Source organism: Streptomyces sp. SID14515 (assembly GCF_010548505.1).
Lineage (GTDB): Bacteria > Actinomycetota > Actinomycetes > Streptomycetales > Streptomycetaceae > Streptomyces > Streptomyces caviscabies.
Map to the genome: position 1 here is coordinate 1 of NZ_JAAGMH010000074.1, position 15,912 is coordinate 15,912.

General features: G+C 70.9%; 11 protein-coding genes, 2 tRNA genes and 1 pseudogene. 10 read left to right on the plus strand and 4 right to left on the minus strand.

Translation table 11 applies throughout. From position 1 onward, the window contains the following. The 3 genes from G3I54_RS14810 to G3I54_RS14820 all read left to right on the plus strand — a co-directional run. The coding region (locus G3I54_RS14810; protein ID WP_203686298.1) for an AIM24 family protein at positions 1–990 on the plus strand (990 nt) is incomplete at its 5' end. 11 nt (positions 991–1,001) lie between these two features. After that, positions 1,002–1,682 (plus strand): AIM24 family protein, encoded by a 681-nt coding sequence (locus G3I54_RS14815; RefSeq protein WP_164614885.1) that lies wholly within the window; start codon positions 1,002–1,004, stop codon positions 1,680–1,682. A 19-nt stretch (positions 1,683–1,701) separates the two neighbouring features. Then, a complete protein-coding gene (locus tag G3I54_RS14820; protein WP_164614887.1) occupies positions 1,702–2,457 on the plus strand; it encodes an AIM24 family protein in 756 nt (251 codons plus the stop codon). 78 nt (positions 2,458–2,535) lie between these two features. Here the strand turns inward: G3I54_RS14820 and G3I54_RS14825 are convergent, their stop codons facing one another. Together G3I54_RS14825 and G3I54_RS14830 are read right to left on the minus strand one after the other, a co-directional pair. Next, the gene (locus G3I54_RS14825) at positions 2,536–3,084 is read right to left on the minus strand and encodes an NUDIX hydrolase (RefSeq protein WP_164614889.1); all 549 of its coding nucleotides are present in this window, start codon (positions 3,082–3,084) and stop codon (positions 2,536–2,538) included. Continuing rightward, positions 3,081–4,556 carry a zinc-dependent metalloprotease gene (locus G3I54_RS14830; RefSeq protein ID WP_164614891.1) on the minus strand — a complete coding sequence of 492 codons (1,476 nt, stop codon included), beginning with the start codon at positions 4,554–4,556 and terminating at the stop codon, positions 3,081–3,083. Before G3I54_RS14830 ends, G3I54_RS14825 begins: the two co-directional genes overlap by 4 nt. Before the next feature lie 190 nt (positions 4,557–4,746). Between G3I54_RS14830 and G3I54_RS14835 the strand changes: the two genes are divergently transcribed. The 3 genes from G3I54_RS14835 to G3I54_RS14845 all read left to right on the plus strand — a co-directional run bounded on the left by G3I54_RS14835 (position 4,747) and on the right by G3I54_RS14845 (position 7,979). Continuing rightward, positions 4,747–5,898 carry an SDR family oxidoreductase gene (locus G3I54_RS14835; RefSeq protein ID WP_164614894.1) on the plus strand — a complete coding sequence of 384 codons (1,152 nt, stop codon included), beginning with the start codon at positions 4,747–4,749 and terminating at the stop codon, positions 5,896–5,898. A 105-nt stretch (positions 5,899–6,003) separates the two neighbouring features. After that, complete coding sequence (locus G3I54_RS14840) at positions 6,004–6,465, plus strand: molybdenum cofactor biosynthesis protein MoaE (RefSeq protein WP_164614896.1); 462 nt, start codon at positions 6,004–6,006, stop codon at positions 6,463–6,465. A 398-nt stretch (positions 6,466–6,863) separates the two neighbouring features. Further along, complete coding sequence (locus tag G3I54_RS14845) at positions 6,864–7,979, plus strand: PDZ domain-containing protein (RefSeq protein ID WP_164614898.1); 1,116 nt, start codon at positions 6,864–6,866, stop codon at positions 7,977–7,979. Positions 7,980–8,027: 48 nt separating this feature from the next. Here G3I54_RS14845 and G3I54_RS14850 read toward each other — a convergent pair whose 3' ends face one another. Next, positions 8,028–8,588, minus strand: coding sequence for a PPA1309 family protein (locus G3I54_RS14850; protein WP_239144379.1), 561 nt, complete (start codon positions 8,586–8,588; stop codon positions 8,028–8,030). A gap of 135 nt (positions 8,589–8,723) precedes the next feature. Here G3I54_RS14850 and G3I54_RS14855 point away from each other — a divergent pair, with 135 nt between their 5' ends. The 4 genes from G3I54_RS14855 (at position 8,724) to G3I54_RS14870 (ending at position 14,388) form a co-directional block, all read left to right on the plus strand. Beyond that, positions 8,724–11,759, plus strand: coding sequence for a UPF0182 family protein (locus G3I54_RS14855; RefSeq protein ID WP_164615018.1), 3,036 nt, complete (start codon positions 8,724–8,726; stop codon positions 11,757–11,759). A gap of 42 nt (positions 11,760–11,801) precedes the next feature. After that, positions 11,802–11,875 (plus strand) — tRNA-Met (locus tag G3I54_RS14860). 224 nt (positions 11,876–12,099) lie between these two features. Continuing rightward, on the plus strand, positions 12,100–14,169 hold the full coding sequence (locus G3I54_RS14865) for a tetratricopeptide repeat protein (RefSeq protein ID WP_164614900.1): 2,070 nt from the start codon (positions 12,100–12,102) through the stop codon (positions 14,167–14,169). 145 nt (positions 14,170–14,314) lie between these two features. Continuing rightward, positions 14,315–14,388, plus strand: a tRNA-Met gene (locus G3I54_RS14870). Between the two features lie 106 nt (positions 14,389–14,494). Here the strand turns inward: G3I54_RS14870 and thrS are convergent. Further along, positions 14,495–15,727 (minus strand): annotated as a pseudogene (gene thrS, locus G3I54_RS14875) (threonine--tRNA ligase). Positions 15,728–15,912: the final 185 nt, after the last annotated feature.

Here is a 15,912-nt window from a genome sequence, read left to right on the forward strand (position 1 = left end):
GCGCCCACGCCGCCGCCCGCGCCGCAGCAGCCGATGCACGCGGCGCCGACGATCGCGGCCCCGCTGGCCCCTCAGGCGCCGCATGCCCCCGTGGCCCCGCAGCCTCCCCAAGCGCCCCAGGCCCCGTCCCCGTACGGCCAGCCGCAGCAGCCGCAGCAGCCGCAGTTCGGCCAGATCCCCGGCCAGGGCGCCCCGCCCGCCGCCCCCTTCGGCCAGCCGGCCCCCGCTCCCTACGGTCAGCCCGCGCCGGCCCCGTACGGTCAGCAGCCCCCCGGCGGTATGCCTCCGGGCGTCCCGCAGGGCGTGCCCCAGGGGGTGCCGGCGGCGGGTGCGGGTCTCCAGGCGGCCCTGCAGCCGTACAAGGAGACCGCGACCGGGCAGCGCTGGACCCCGCAGAACCAGCAGCTCATGCGGGTCGACCTGACCATGGGCGGATCCGGAGTGCTGGCCCGCCAGGGCAGCATGGTGATGTATCAGGGCAAGGTGGACTTCGGCTACAAGAGCGCCGGCTTCGTCGGCCGCGCCGTGGGCAACGCCACCGGCCAGGAGATGCAGCTGATGCGCTGCACCGGCCGAGGCCAGGTCTTCCTCGCCGAGGAGGGTTCGCACCTGCACCCGGTCGAACTGCAGGGCGACGGCATCTGCGTCTCCGCCGAGAACGTCCTCGCCTTCGACGAGTCCCTCCAGTACGAGGTCCGCCGGGTCGAGGGGCACGGCATCCCGGGCGGCGCCCTGTTCACCATGCTCTTCCAGGGCACCGGCACCGTGGTCGTGAAGACCCACGGCACCCCGGTCGTCCTGCCGGTCACGCCCACCACGTTCGCCGACTGCAACGCCGTCGTCGCCTGGTCGGCCGCCTCCCAGGTGATCGTCTCCAGCCAGGTCCGGCTGCGCCGCAACGCGTACCCCGGACACAGCGGGGAGACCGTGAACCTCCAGTTCCGGGGCGCCCCCGGCAACTTCATCGTCGTCCAGCCCTACGAGGTCTGAGGGAGCCCGTCATGAACCAGCAACTCGCGGGCTACGCCCCGACCCCCGTCACGGCCCGGATGGAGAACCACGGCAAGACCATGCTCAAGGTCGCCATGGCCTCCGGGCAGGACCTCTTCGCGCGCACCGGCTCGATGGTGGCGTACGAGGGCTTCATCCAGTACGAGCCGAACCCGCCCGCCGTCCGGCAGATCGCCTCCCAGTGGATCACCGGCGAGGGCGCGCCCATCATGAAGTGCTCCGGCGACGGGCTGCTCTATCTCGCCGACTATGGCGCCGACGTAGTCGTCATCAACCTCAACAACGACTCCCTCTCCGTCAACGGCACCAACCTCCTCGCCTTCGACGCCCACCTCACCTGGGGCGTCGAGAAGGTCAAGGGGATGGCCAAGTTCGCCGGGCAGGGGCTGTGGAACGTCGTCGTCCAGGGCACCGGATGGGTGGCCATCACCTCCCGCGGCACCCCGATCGTCGTCGACTGCGGACGCGGCGAGGACGAGACGTACGTCGACCCGGACGCGCTCGTCGCCTGGTCCCCGAACCTCAAGGTGAAGGGCAAGCGCAGCTTCAAGGCCGGCTCGCTGATCGGCCGCGGCAGCGGCGAGGCGTACCAGATGGCCTTCTCCGGCCAGGGCATCGTCGTCGTCCAGCCGAGCGAGGACAGCACGGACCGCCTGCGGATCCGGAACTGAGGGGGAGGGGGAACACATCATGCAGAGTCCGCTTTTCAGCCACACCGAGCAGCAGACCCAGGACCGGTACGCGGTCCAGAACCCGCAGCTTCTGCGGGTCTCGCTGACCGGCCAGGACGACGTCCTCGCCCGCAAGGGCGCGATGGTCGCCTACCAGGGCCTGATGGACTTCGACGGGGAGTACCAGTCCCAGGGCCAGCGGCGCGCCCGCGCGCACACCGGCGAGGGTCTGGACCTGATGCGGGTGTCCGGCCAGGGCACCGTCTATCTCGCCAACCTCGCGCAGTACATCCACGTCGTGGACGTCGACCGCGAGGGGATGACCGTGGACAGCTCCTACGTCCTCGCGCTCGACTCCTCGCTGCACACCGAGGTCATCGCGGTGGACAGCCAGTACGGGATCTCCGGCAGCGGCAAGTACCAGCTCAACATCTCCGGCTCGGGCAAGGTCGCCCTCATGACCTCGGGCCAGCCGCTGATGATGCAGGTCACGCCCGAGAAGTACGTCAACGCCGACGCGGACGCGATCGTCGCCTGGTCCAGCTCCCTGCGGGTGCAGATGCAGGCCCAGACGCACTCCTCCGGTGTCTTCCGGCGTCGCGGCAACACCGGCGAGGGCTGGGAGCTGAGCTTCCTCGGCCAGGGCTTCGCACTGGTCCAGCCGAGCGAGGTCATGCCTCCGCAGAACGCCCAGATCGGCCAGGGTGCCCGTGCCCAGTTCGGCGTGGGCCAGCAGGGCGCGCACGGTCAGAACCAGAACAACGCCTGGAACTGACCGGCACCCGCACAGCGGCAGCGGTAAGGGGCGGCCTCCATGGGGGCCGCCCCTTACGCACATCTGTTCAGCCCGCCGCTACAGCCGGGACCGCGCCGCCTCCATCAGCCGTACGACCGAGGTGTCGGCCACCCCGGGCACGTCCGCGTAGTCGAACCAGCGCAGCTCCAGGGACTCCTCGCTGATCCGCTCCGCCGCACCGGCCGGCGCCAGGGCCGCGTACTGCACGTCGAGGTGCCAGTTGCAGGGCGACGGAATCGGGTGCCGGTCCAGTCGGACCGGTCCGCCGGGCAGCAGGGTGAGCCCCGTGATGCCGGACTCCTCCGTGGCCTCGCGGAGCGCCGCCGCCTCCAGGGTGGCGTCCCGCTCCTCGCAGTGGCCGCCCATCTGGAGCCACATCCGGAGCTTGCGGTGCAGGGTCAGCAGCACCTTGCCGCGCTCCGGATCGATCACCAGGGCGCTGGCCGTCACATGCCCGGCCCCGCACGCCTTCCACATGCCGTCGTCGTGAAGTGCCAGGTGGTCCAGGTAGACCCGGCGCAGCTCCGCCTGGTCGCCGTGCGTGTCCTCGGGGCCGTCGGGGGCGTAACCCTTCAGTACGAGGGTGGCGTCGTCGTGCAGGCTCACTGGTCGGGGCCGCCCTTGCCGTCCTCGTCGCCCTTGCTCCTGCCTTCGCCCTGATCGTCTGCTTCGGTGTCGGCCTCGGCTTCGGCCTCGGGGGCCTTCGGCTTGCCGGAGCCCTTCGCCGCCTCGCCGAGCATCTTGTCCAGCTCGGAGAAGTCGGCCTGCTCGTGATGGACGAAGCCGTCCGGGTCGTCCAGGTCGTGGGCCGTCGGCAGCATGTCCGGGTGGGACCAGAGCGCGTCCCGGCCCTCCAGGCCCCGGGCGTCCGTGAGCGAGGCCCACAGGCGCGAGGCGTCCCGCAGCCGGCGCGGGCGCAGCTGGAGGCCGATGAGCGTGGCGAACGTCTGCTCGGCGGGTCCGCCGGAGGCGCGGCGCCTGCGCATCGTCTCGCGCAGCGCGTCGGACGAGGTCAGCCGGGACTTCGCGGCCTCGTGGACCACCGCGTCCACCCAGCCCTCCACCAGCGCGAGAGCCGTCTCCAGCCGGGCCAGGGACGCCTTCTGCTCGGGCGTGTCCTCGGGCTGGAACATGCCCTGCTGAAGGGCGTCCTGCAGCTGCTCCGGCTGCGAGGGGTCGAACTGGCCGACGACGTCCTCCAGCTTGCTGGTGTCGACCTTGATGCCCCGGGCGTACGCCTCGACCGCGCCGAACAGATGCGACCGCAGCCACGGCACATGGGCGAAGAGCCGCTGGTGAGCGGCCTCGCGCAGGGCCAGATACAGCCGGACCTCGTCCTGCGGGACGCTGAGGTCCTTGCCGAACCGCTCCACGTTCAGCGGGAGCAGGGCGGCCTTGCCCGCCGGCCCCAGCGGCAGCCCGATGTCGGTGGAGCCCACGACCTCACCGGCCAGCACGCCCACGGCCTGCCCGATCTGCTGCCCGAACATGGCGCCGCCCATCGACCGCATCATGCCGATCAGCGGGCCCGCCATGGCCTGCATCTCCTCGGGCAGCACATCGCCCATCGCCAGGCCCACTCGCTCGGCCACCGGGTCGACCAGCTGCTGCCAGGCCGGCAGCGAGGCCTCGACCCACTCCGCCCGGCTCCACGCCACGGTGGAGACCGAACCGGAGGGCATCGACGTGACGCCGTCCAGCCAGAGGTCCGCCAGCCGGAGCGCCTCGTCGACCGCCGTGCGCTCGGACGGGCCGACGCTGGCGTCCTTGGTGCCGTCCGGAGCGCCCTGCGAGACCGTCTGGCGGGCGATCTGCTTGGCCATGTCCCAGTTCACGGGACCGCCCTCGTAGCTCAGCATCTGGCCGAGCTGCTGGAAGGCCGCGCCGAGATCGTTCGGATTCATCGAGCCGAACATTGCGGCGAACGGGTTGTCCCCGCCCGCCCCCGGCCCGAATCCGAACGGGCTTCCGGGCCCGCCCGCGCTCTGCCCACCTTCGGTGGGGTCCTTCTTCTTGCCCTCGTCGCCGTTCTCCGGCTCCTCCGGCGGAAGGCCGAATCCGAATGGGGTGTCACTCACGGGTTTCCTCGGCTCGTAGGGCCGCCGGCTCGAACCGACGGCGACTGCCCGACATCACCATCCAGCGTAGACACCACGCCCGCTTCGGGCCTCAGTGCTCCGCCGACTCCCGGCCTGCGGCAGGATGGACGCCACCTGGTACGTACGCGTCATTCGGGTACGTACTGAAGACAACCGCTGGAGACGCCCGGTGAGTTCCCCAGATCCGCAGGTTCGCGCAGCGCGAAACCTGACCGACCCCTCGCCCGAGAACGCACCTGAAGAGAAACGCCCCAGGACCCCCAGAAACCGGGGCCCCGTCGTCGCGGTCACCGGTGCCGCCACCGGCATCGGCGAACTGTTGACCGCCCATCTCGCCGCTTCCGACGCGATCAAGCAGGTCATCGCGATCGACGAGCGCCGCGGCGAGGTCTCCGAGGCGACCTGGCACATCCTGGACGTACGGGATCCGGCCATCGCCGAGAAGCTGCGCGGCGCGGACGTCGTCGTGCACCTGGCCCTCGATCTCGACCTGGAGACCGACCCCGCCGCCCGCACCGCGTACAACGTACGCGGCACCCAGACCGTGCTCACCGCCGCGGCCGCCGTCGGGGTCCACCGGGTCGTGCTGTGCACCTCGGCGATGGTCTACGGAGCCCTCGCCGACAACGACGTACCCCTCTCCGAGGACGCCGAGCTGCGCGCCACCGCCGAGGCCACCGGCGTCGGCGACCTCCTGGAGATCGAGCGGCTCGGCCGCCGGGCCCCGCGCGCCCACCCCGGGCTCAACGTCACCGTCGTGCGCCCCACCGTCCTGGTCGGCGGCACCGACACCGCCCTGACCCGCTACTTCGAGTCCCCGCGCCTCCTGGTCGTCGCCGGATCACGCCCCACCTGGCAGTTCTGCCATGTCGAGGACCTGGTGACGGCCCTGGAGTACGCCGCCCTGGAGAAGATCGACGGCGAGTTCGCGGTCGGCTGCGACGGCTGGCTGGAGCAGGAGGAGGTCGAGGAGCTCAGCGGCGTACGCCGGATGGAGCTGCCCTCCGCCGTCGCGCTCGGGGCCGCCGCCCGGCTGCACCGGATCGGCCTCACCCCGTCCCCGGCGGGCGACCTCGCCTACACGATGCACCCCTGGGTGGTCAGCGTCAGCCGGCTGCACGATGTGGGCTGGCGGCCGAAGTGGACGAACGAGGAGGTGCTCGGCGCCCTCCTCGAAGAGGTCGAGGGCCGGCACACGCTCGCCGGACGCCGCCTCGGCCGCAAGGACGCCACCGCCGCCGGAGCCGCCGGAGCCACGGTCGCCCTGCTCGGCGCCGCCGCCGTGGTCCGTCGCGCCCGCAAGGCCCGCCGCCGGATCTGATCGCCCACCGCGCCCGGGGGCCTGTAGGAGGCTCCAAACCGGTCGGTCGGCCGCCGGTAGAACAGGCAATTCCGGGATGTCGGCGCCGTACGGCACGATGGGAGCATGGCACGCACCCACGACCACCCCGGCGAGCACGCGGCAGCCGACCCCATCCGGCTGCTGGCGATCCGGGACACAGCGCTCTCCGTCGACGAGGTCTTCCGCGCCGTCGGCGACGACGCGGCGGGCGGCATCGCGCTCTTCGTCGGCACCGTGCGCAACCACGACGCCGGACAGGACGTCGGCGCGCTCGGCTATTCCTGTCACCCCTCGGCCGAGGACGAGATGCGCCGAGTGGCGGAGAAGGTCGTCGCCGACTTCCCGGTCCGCGCCCTGGCGGCCGTCCACCGAGTGGGTGAACTGGAGGTGGGCGATCTGGCGGTGGTCGTCGCCGTCGCCTGCCCGCACCGGGCCGAGGCCTTCGAGGCCTGCCGCAAGCTCATCGACGACCTCAAGCACGAGGTTCCGATCTGGAAGCACCAGCGCTTCTCGGACGGCACGGAGGAGTGGGTCGGAGCCTGCTGAGCGCAAACCGCCCCGGGGCGCATCGCCCCCGATTTGCGTAACCGCACCCCCGCCACGAGCGTTGGTCTTCCGGATCGTTAATCTGCTGATCGGGCATCCGGTCGCTCATGGGGTAGGGAGGTCGTGATGGCGGCTCTCGCTTGGCTGTTGATTCCACTTTTCGCTGCTGTCGGTGGTGCGATATGGGCGAGTTGGGCTGCCCGCAATCGAACGACCGGCGATGTCACCGAACTCGCCGGCTACGCCAGATTCCGTGACGCGATGGAGAAATCGCACTCCGGTTCCGAGGCTCTCTGAGACCGCCGCACGCCGCGTGACCACCTGCCGCCGCGTTCCGGTCGCCCCGTACGGACCGGCCCCGGCGGTGCACTGACAGGCCCTTCCCGTACTGTCGTTCCATGCCACGCCGCACCGCGACGATGCTCGCCTCCACCCTCGTCCTCATCGCGCTGCTCTGCGCAGGCGTGCTGATCAAAGTGCCGTACGCGGAGATGTCTCCGGGACCGACGGTCAACACCCTCGGTGAAGCGCGTGGCGAGCCCGTACTGCAGATCTCCGGTCGCAAGACGTACCCGGCATCCGGCCATCTCAACATGACGACGGTCCGCGTCACCGGAGCGGACTACCGGATGAACATCGTCGAAGCCGTCTACGGCTGGCTGGCCCACGACAGCGTCGTGGTGCCGCACGACACGCTCTACCCGGACGGCAAGACCGAGGAGCAGTCCACCCAGGAGAACGCCGAGGAGTTCAGCCAGTCCCAGGAGAGCGCCAAGGTGGCCGCCCTCAAGGAGCTGGACATCCCGGTCTCCACGCAGGTCGTGGTCTCCACGGTGGTCAAGGGCAGCCCCTCCGAGGGCAAGCTGCACGCGGGCGACGTGATCAAGGCCGTCGACGGCACGGCCGTCACGGAACCCGGCGACGTGGCGAAGCTCGTCACCAAGCACCAGCCGGGCGAGAACGTCACCTTCACCATCGTTCCCGCCAAGGAGGCCGCCGCGGCGGAGAAGGCCGGCCGCGAACCCGAGGGCGGCGAGAAGATCACCATCAGGACCGCGAAGGCTCCCGCCGCCGAGGACGGCGCGGAGGAGGGCGGGAAGAACCGGGCGATCGTCGGGATCAGGGCCGGGACCGACCACACGTTCCCGTTCGAGATCGACATCAAGCTCGCGGACGTCGGCGGACCGAGCGCCGGGCTGATGTTCTCCCTGGGCATCATCGACAAGCTCACCCCGGGCGATCTGACCGGCGGCAAGTTCGTCGCGGGCACCGGCACCATCGACGACGCGGGCAAGGTCGGCCCGATCGGCGGCATCAACATGAAGCTGGTCGGCGCCCGCGACGCCGGCGCACGCTACTTCCTCACGCCCGACGACAACTGCGCCTCGGCCGCGGCCGACACCCCCAGCGGCCTCACCCTGGTGCGGGTCAAGACCATCGAGGACGCCACGAAGTCGCTGGAGCAGATCCGCGCGGGGAAGACCGCCGGACTGCCGAGCTGCTCGACCGGCTGACGGCCGCGCCGCCCGGGAACCGCGGTGCGGCCCCGGGCAGCGGCCGGATCAGGACTCGAACGTCGCCGCGAGCGCCTCGGCGAGACCGGGCACCAGACCGGCGCCGGTCAGCACCTCGGTGGGGGAGTCCTTCTCGCGCAGCCGTACGGCGGACTCGCGGGCCCCGTCCCGCAGGACGGCCACGGTCATCCGCACCTCCTGCCGGTCCGGGTGCTTGGCCACCCACTGGGTCAGCTGCTTGTCGCCGAGACCTTCCGGCACGGAGGCCTCCGCGGACGGCGGCAGCATCAGCCGCTCCACCGTCATGGCGCAGCCGACCACGGCGTCGGGCCAGGCGATCGTGCCGAGGAAGTCGTCGAGCGCGGTGCCCGGGGGAAGTTCGTCCTGCTCGATCGGGGTGAGCGCGGCGACGGACGAGCTGGGGTCCTCAAGGCCCAGCTGAGCGGCGAGACCGGGCTCCTGGACCCGCAGCTGCGCGGTGTCGACCAGGGCGAACAGCCGGGCGGGCTGGTCCCAGCCGAGGTTGGAGGCATAGGCGTCGATTTCGAGGACGGCGACGGTGAGCGGACTCGCGGCCATCGGGGGTCCTGCGGGGGAAACGTTGGGCATGGGCAATATCCTGCCTCCTTCCGCCCCGGGAACGGGAACTAGGTAAAGCCTTAGTAAGTTGCATAGGTGGGCTCTAGGATCGCTGGGCCTGTCCACACGACCGCGAACTTCGAGGTGCGCACGTTGGCTTTCCAGATGCCGGACCGCGGCGGAGGCCCGACCGGGCCACGGATCAGAGTCGGCCGCCCGTCCCGGCGCGCCCGTACCCTGCTCATGACTTTGGGTGTCCTGGCGGTTCTCGCCATGGCCTTCGTCATGTTCGCCGGGTTCTGGACGGACTGGCTCTGGTACAGGTCGGTCGCGTATTCATCCGTCTTCACCACCACCCTGTGGACCAAGATCGGGCTGTTCCTCGTCTTCGGACTGCTGATGGCGCTCGCCATCGGTGTGAACATCTGGCTCGCGCACCGGCTCCGGCCGCCGCTGAGCGCGATGTCGCTGGAACAGCAGAGCCTGGACCGCTACCGCATGAGCATCGCCCCCTACAAGAAGTGGGTGCTGCTCGCCGTCACGGCGCTCGTCGGACTGATCGCCGGAGCGTCCGCCTCCGGCCAGTGGCGCACGTGGCTGATGTACGTCAACGGCGTGGCGTTCGGGCAGAAGGACCCCCAGTTCCAGCTGGACGTCTCCTTCTACGCCTTCGACCTGCCGTGGTACCGCTTCCTGCTGGGCTTCGGCTTCGCGGCGACCGTGCTGTCGCTGATCGCCGCCGCGCTGACCCACTATCTGTACGGCGGGCTGCGCATCACCAGCCCCGGCGCCCGCGCCACCGGTGCGGCCACCGGCCACCTCTCGGTGCTGCTCGGCATCTTCGTCTCGCTGAAGGCCGTGGCGTACTGGCTCGACCGGTACGGGCTGGCCGTGAAGTCCAGTGACTTCAAGGCCACCGACAACTGGACGGGCCTGCGGTACGTCGACGCCAACGCCTATCTCCCGGCGAAGACCATCCTGTTCTGCATCGCCGCGATCTGCGCGGTGCTGTTCTTCGCGACGCTGTGGCGCCGCACCTGGCAGCTCCCGGTCATCGGCTTCGGCCTGATGGTGCTCTCGGCGATCCTGATCGGCGGGCTCTACCCGGCGATCGTGCAGAAGTTCCAGGTCCAGCCGAACGAGCAGGCCAAGGAAGCGCCGTTCATCAAGAAGAACATCAATGCCACACGCGACGCGTACGACATCGATGACGCCAAGGTGGACGACTACGACGGTCAGTCGACCACGAACGACGACACCAAGCTGCGGGCCGCGGCCAACACCGCCGCCAGCTACCGGGTGATGGACCCCAACGTCGTCTCCCCGGCCTTCCAGCAGCTCCAGCAGCGGAGGAACTACTACCAGTTCCCCAAGACGCTGGACGTCGACCGCTACAAGGGCGAGGACGGCAAGGAGCAGGACACCGTCATCGGTCTGCGTGAGCTGAACATCCAGGGCCTGCCCAAGCGGAACTGGATCAACGACCACTTCACGTACACCCACGGCTACGGCGCCATCGCGGCCCGCGGCACCACCACCGGAACCAACCCGACGGGGTCTCCGGACTTCACCGAGTCGGGTCTGCCCTCCACCGGTGAGTTCGGGAAGTACGAGCAGCGGATCTACTACGGCGAGAAGACCGAGCAGTACTCCATCGTCGGCGGGCCCCAGAAGGAGCTCGACTACGAGGAGGACGGCGAGAAGACCACCAGTTACGAGGGCGACAGCGGGGTCAGTCTCTCCAACGCCTTCAACCGTGCCGCGTACGCGGTCTCCTTCAGCGAGCCGCAGATCATGTATTCGGGAGCCATCGGTGACGGCTCGCGGATCCTGTACAACCGCACGCCCAAGGAGCGCGTCGAGGCGGTCGCCCCGTGGCTGACCATCGACGGCGACGCCTACCCGGCGGTCGTCGGCGGCCGGATCCAGTGGATCGTCGACGCGTACACCACGAGCAACGGCTACCCGTACGCGTCCCGGACGACGCTCGGCGACACCACGGCCGACTCGCTGACCACCAACCAGCGAGCGGTCGTCGCCCAGCAGAACCAGGTCAACTACATCCGTAACTCGGTGAAGGCCACCGTCGACGCGTACGACGGCAAGGTCAGGCTCTACGAGTGGGACACCGAGGACCCGGTCCTCAAGACCTGGCGCAAGGCGTTCCCGGGCACGGTCAAGGCCCGTACGGACATCCCGCAGGACCTGATGGACCACCTGCGGTATCCGCAGGACCTCTTCAAGGTCCAGCGCGAGCTGCTCACCCGCTACCACGTCGAGGACCCGGCGCAGTTCTACAGCGGTTCCGACGCCTGGCAGGTGCCGGACGACCCGACCAACAAGGAGCCGGGCTCCGTTCCGCCGTACTACCTGAGCATGAAGATGCCGGGCGAGGATGAGCAGCAGTTCTCGCTGACCACCACGTTCACTCCACGAGGGCGCCCCAACCTGGGAGCCTTCATGGCGGTGAACGCGGACGCGGCCAGCAAGGACTACGGCACCATGCGGCTGCTACGGGTCACCTCCACGGTGAAGGGCCCGGGCCAGGTACAGAGTGAGCTCAACGGCAACGACGACGTCGCCGAGTTCGTGAGGAACCTCAAGGGCACCGACTCGGACATCGAGTACGGCAACCTGCTGACGGTTCCGCTGGAGGGCGGGTTCCTCTACATCGAGCCGGTCTACACGCGCGGTGGCAACCAGAACTACCCGCTGCTGCGCAAGGTGGCCGCCTCGTACGGTTCGAAGATCGTCTTTGAGAACAACCTCAAGGACGCGCTCAACGCCGTCTTCGGGGTCGAGGACGACGGGGCCACGACACCGCCCGACACCGATGATCCGCCGGGCGAGACCGACGAGCCCCCGGCCACCGGCAGCGCCGCGCTCAAGAAGGCCATCGCGGACGCCCAGAAGGCCTACTCCGACGGCGAGAAGGCGCTGAAGGAGCAGGACTGGCCGGCTTACGGCAAGGCCCAGGAGGCTCTTCAGGAGGCTCTGGAACGTGCCGCCGCCGCGCAGCCGAAGGCGGGCAGCGAGGGGGACAAGGCCGACGACGCCGAGAAGCCGGCGGGCGACGCCAAGCCGGACGGTTCGGCCGAGCCCGCGTCCGCCGGGAAGCCGGCGGGCGTCGACAAGGCGGATCCGGCGGAGAAGCCCGATGTCGCCGACGGAGCCGACAAGGGCTCCGACCAGGGCAGCTGAGCAGAGTCCACCCCGCGTCGTGGTACGGTTTGAACACAACGACGCGGGGTGGAGCAGCTCGGTAGCTCGCTGGGCTCATAACCCAGAGGTCGCAGGTTCAAATCCTGTCCCCGCTACTGAAAGACGAAGGCCCGGATCCATTGGGATCCGGGCCTTCGTCATGTCCGTCGTGCGTGAGGCCGTGTCTATCCCAGGCTGTGGGCGTGAAGTGCGGTTCGCTGGGCAGCAGTTGCTTCCGGACGTGTTTGACTTGTCTCCCTGTGGGCATGTCGACAAAACGCTGTAGTGACCTCACTGGCCGCGATATACCAGGTGTACGCGGGTTACAGGTGGTGCGACGATGGTATTTATGGGGGACAGGGCAACTCTGTTGGAGACAGGGCGGTTTGTGCAGCAGCGCGGCCAAGATGTGGAAAGCGCGGTAGACGCGGCTTTCGCCGCTGCCATCGCCGGGACGGGCGCACCGGTCCAGCGGACCGGCGCCACCGACCCGAGCCCCGCCGCGAGCTCGTCCGACGAGGACACCACGGACGCGGTCGACGCCGCGGACAGTGCCGAGAGCGAGGCGCGCCACCGGCGCGCCGCCGACGCGGGGGACACCGCGTCCATGAGCGTCCTGGGCGCGCTGCTGCTGCGCCGGGGAGAGCTGGACGGCGCCGAGCGCTATCTGCGCGCCGCCACCGCCGACGGGGACCGGGCCGCCGCGAACAACCTGGGCGTCCTGCTCCACCAGCGCGGCTACCCGGACGAGGCCGCGGGCTGGTGGCGCATCGCCGCCGTGGCCGGATCCGCCGCCGCCGCGCACGCGCTCGGCCGGCACTTCCGCGAGCGCGGCGACGAGCCCGGCGCGGAGTACTGGCTGCGTCAGTCCGCCGAGCAGGGCCACGCGCTGGGCGCGTACGCGCTGGCCGACCTCCTGGAGCACCGTGGCGACGTCGGCGCCGAGCGCTGGCTGCGCGCCGCTGCCGAACAGGGGCACCGCGAGGCCGCCTACCGGCTGGCCCGCACCCTGGAGCGGAAGGCCGTGGAGGACCCGCACGACGCCTTCGGCCTGGGCCGGGGCGCCGCTTCCGGACGAACCGGAACGGGCCTCGGCCTGCCCGGCGGCCCGCCCGCGCCCGTGCCCGCTCCCGACGCGCAGGAGTCCGGTGCCAAGGCCGCGGCCGACGGCGACGGCCCCGTGGCGGGCCCCGCCGCGGGCCGGGTCGGCGAGGCCGAGCAGTGGTACCGCCAGGCCGCCGCCCGGGGCCACCGGCGGGCCGCCCTGCACCTTGGCGCGATCCTGGAGCAGCGCGGCGAGCTCAAGGAGGCCGGGCGCTGGTATCTCACCTCCGCCAAGGACGGCGAGCCGCGCGCCGCGTGCGCGCTGGGCTTCCTGCTGCGCGACGCCGGTGACGAGGAGAGCGCCGCCGTGTGGTGGCTGCGCGCTGCCCAGGACGGTGACGGCAACGCCGCCAACGCGCTCGGCGCGCTGCACGCCGCACGCGGTGAGCAGCAGACCGCCGAGCGCTGGTACCGGGCCGCCATGGACGCCGGTGACGTCAACGGGGCGTACAACCTCGGGCTGCTCTGCGCCGCCCAGGACCGCGTCCCGCAGGCCGAGCAGTGGTACCGCCGTGCCGCGTACGCCGGGCACCGCGAGGCCGCCAACGCGCTCGCCGTGCTGCTGCTCCAGGCGGGCGACCACACCGGGGCCGAGCCCTGGTTCTCCAAGGCGGCCGAGGCGGGCAGCGTCGACGCGGCCTTCAACCTCGGCATCCTGCACGCCGGTCGCGACGAGGACCGTACGGCGCTGGGCTGGTACGAGCGCGCCGCGGCGGCCGGGCACACCGACGCCGCGCTCCAGGTCGGCATGGCCCTGCTGCGGGACGGCGACGACCGCGAGGCCGAGCGGCATCTGCGCTGCGCCGCGGGCGGCGGAAGCGCCGAGGCCGCGTTCCGGCTGGCCGGAGTGCTGGACGCGCGCCAGCCGCCGCCGGGACCGCCCGCGCTGGGCGAGCCGATGCCGGAGAAGACCGAGTGCGAGGAGTGGTACGAGCGGGCCGCCCAGCAGGGCCACCGCCGCGCCCAGGTCCGGGTCGGCATGCTCGCGGCGGCTCGCGGGGACGTGGAGAGCGCCGCCCACTGGTACCGGGAGGCGGCCGAGGCGGGCAGCCGCAACGGGGCCTTCAACCTCGGGCTGCTGCTGGCCCGCGAGGGCAGCGAGCGCGAGGCCGCCCTGTGGTGGACCCGTGCGGCCGGCGCCGGACACGGCCGGGCCGCGCTGCGTCTGGCACTCCTCGCCGCCCGCCGGGGCGAGCTCACCGAGGGGCAGCGCTGGTGCGCCCGGGCGGTGGAGCTGGGCCCGGCCGAGGTGGCCGAGCGGGCCGCGCGGCTGCGCGAGGCGCTGCACCAGGAGCTGACCGCGTAACACCGCGACCGGCCGGACGCCGGACGCCCGGAGCCCGGAGCCCGGAGCCCGGACGCCGGCCCCGGACGCCGGAGAGGCGGCCTCCGGGGCCGGTGTGAATGAATTTGCGCCGTTCGACCCGCTGGCGTAATGTTGCATTCACCGACGCGGGGTGGAGCAGCTCGGTAGCTCGCTGGGCTCATAACCCAGAGGTCGCAGGTTCAAATCCTGTCCCCGCTACTGAAGGCCAAGGCCCGGATCTCATCGAGATCCGGGCCTTCGTCATGTCCGGCGGTCGCGGCGCCGGGCGACAGCAGGCGCTGATCGCGACGCTGCTATGACGCTGCTACGAGGTGGCGTCGGCCCACAGGTCTGTGCTGTGGGCCCCGATGAGAGCGCTGATGCGGGTCAGCACGTCACTGACCGGCTGCGGGTCGAGTCGGCGTCCATCACGCAAACGCAGTGCGGCGTGATCGTCAGCGGCCTCCTTTGCGCCGATGACGGCTTGGTAGGGAACCAGGCGGGCCTCTCGGATGCGGGCCCCCAGGCTGCCGCGGTCCGGTCCCGCGATCCGGGCACGCAGTCCGAGACGAGTGCAGCGTTGGGCGAGGGCCGCGGCGTTCGGCAGTTCGGTGTCGGAGATCGGGAGGATCACCAGCTGAGTGGGGGCGAGCCAGGCGGGGAAAGCGCCGCCGTGCTGTTCGATGAGATGGGCGACGGCTCGCTCCACACTGCCGATGATGCTCCGGTGGACCATGACCGGGCGGTGCTTGGCGCCGTCCGCGCCGATGTAGTGCAGGTCGAACTGCTCGGGCTGGTGGAAGTCGACCTGCACGGTGGACAGGGTGGACTCCCGGCCGGCGCCGTCGGTGACCTGGACGTCGATCTTGGGACCGTAGAACGCGGCCTCTCCCTCGGCCGCCTCGTAGGGCAGGCCGGAGCGGTCGAGGACGTCGGTCAGCAGGGCGGTGGACCGCTGCCACTTCTCGGGTGCGGCGACGTACTTGCCACCGGGGCCCGGGAGGGAGAGCCGGTAACGGGTCGGGGTGATGCCGAGCGCCTCGTACGCCCGGCGAATCATCTCCAGCGCGGCCCGCGCCTCCTCGGCGACCTGGTCCAGGGTGCAGAAGATGTGTGCGTCGTTGAGCTGGATGGCCCGCACCCGGGTCAGTCCGCCGAGCACGCCCGAGAGCTCGGAGCGGTACATGCCGCCCAGTTCGGCCATGCGCAGCGGCAGTTCGCGGTAGCTGTGGGAACGGGACCGGTAGATCACCGCGTGATGGGGGCACAGGCTCGGCCGCAGGACGACCCGCTCCCCGCCGAGGTCCATCGGGGGGAACATGTCGTCGCTGTAGTGCGCCCAGTGCCCCGAGATCTCGTACAGCTCCCGCTTGCCGAGTACCGGTGAGTACACGTGCTAGCCCGCCCGCCGCTCGGCGGCACGGATGTACTCCTCCAGGGTGTGCCGTACGGCCGCGCCGTCGGGCAGCCAGTACGGCAGGCCCGCGCCGATCAGCGGATCGGTGTCGAACAGGCCCAGTTCACGGCCCAGTTTCCGGTGGTCGTGCTTGGTGGTCATCGCGGTCTCCTCGCTGGGGGCGGAGCAAGTGACCGGGCCTACGACGAAGCCCCGGGGCACTTGCCCCGGGGCTTCGGATCAGATCGTCTGTCAGCGCGCCGGGATACTCTCCGGCGTCGTCGTCATAGCAGCGCGCTTCATGGCGCAGACGTTAGCAGGACGTCGCGATGTCCCCACGGTCATTT

Excerpts from the sequence above, each read along its gene's own strand:
- G3I54_RS14815 (WP_164614885.1), top strand. The coding sequence starts at position 1,002 with ATGAACCAGCAACTCGCGGGCTACGCCCCGACCCCCGTCACGGCCCGG.
- G3I54_RS14820 (WP_164614887.1), top strand. The coding sequence starts at position 1,702 with ATGCAGAGTCCGCTTTTCAGCCACACCGAGCAGCAGACCCAGGACCGG.
- G3I54_RS14840 (WP_164614896.1), top strand. The coding sequence starts at position 6,004 with ATGGCACGCACCCACGACCACCCCGGCGAGCACGCGGCAGCCGACCCC.
- G3I54_RS14845 (WP_164614898.1), top strand. The coding sequence starts at position 6,864 with ATGCCACGCCGCACCGCGACGATGCTCGCCTCCACCCTCGTCCTCATC.
- G3I54_RS14850 (WP_239144379.1), bottom strand. The coding sequence starts at position 8,588 with ATGCCCAACGTTTCCCCCGCAGGACCCCCGATGGCCGCGAGTCCGCTC.
- G3I54_RS14855 (WP_164615018.1), top strand. The coding sequence starts at position 8,724 with ATGCCGGACCGCGGCGGAGGCCCGACCGGGCCACGGATCAGAGTCGGC.
- G3I54_RS14865 (WP_164614900.1), top strand. The coding sequence starts at position 12,100 with ATGGTATTTATGGGGGACAGGGCAACTCTGTTGGAGACAGGGCGGTTT.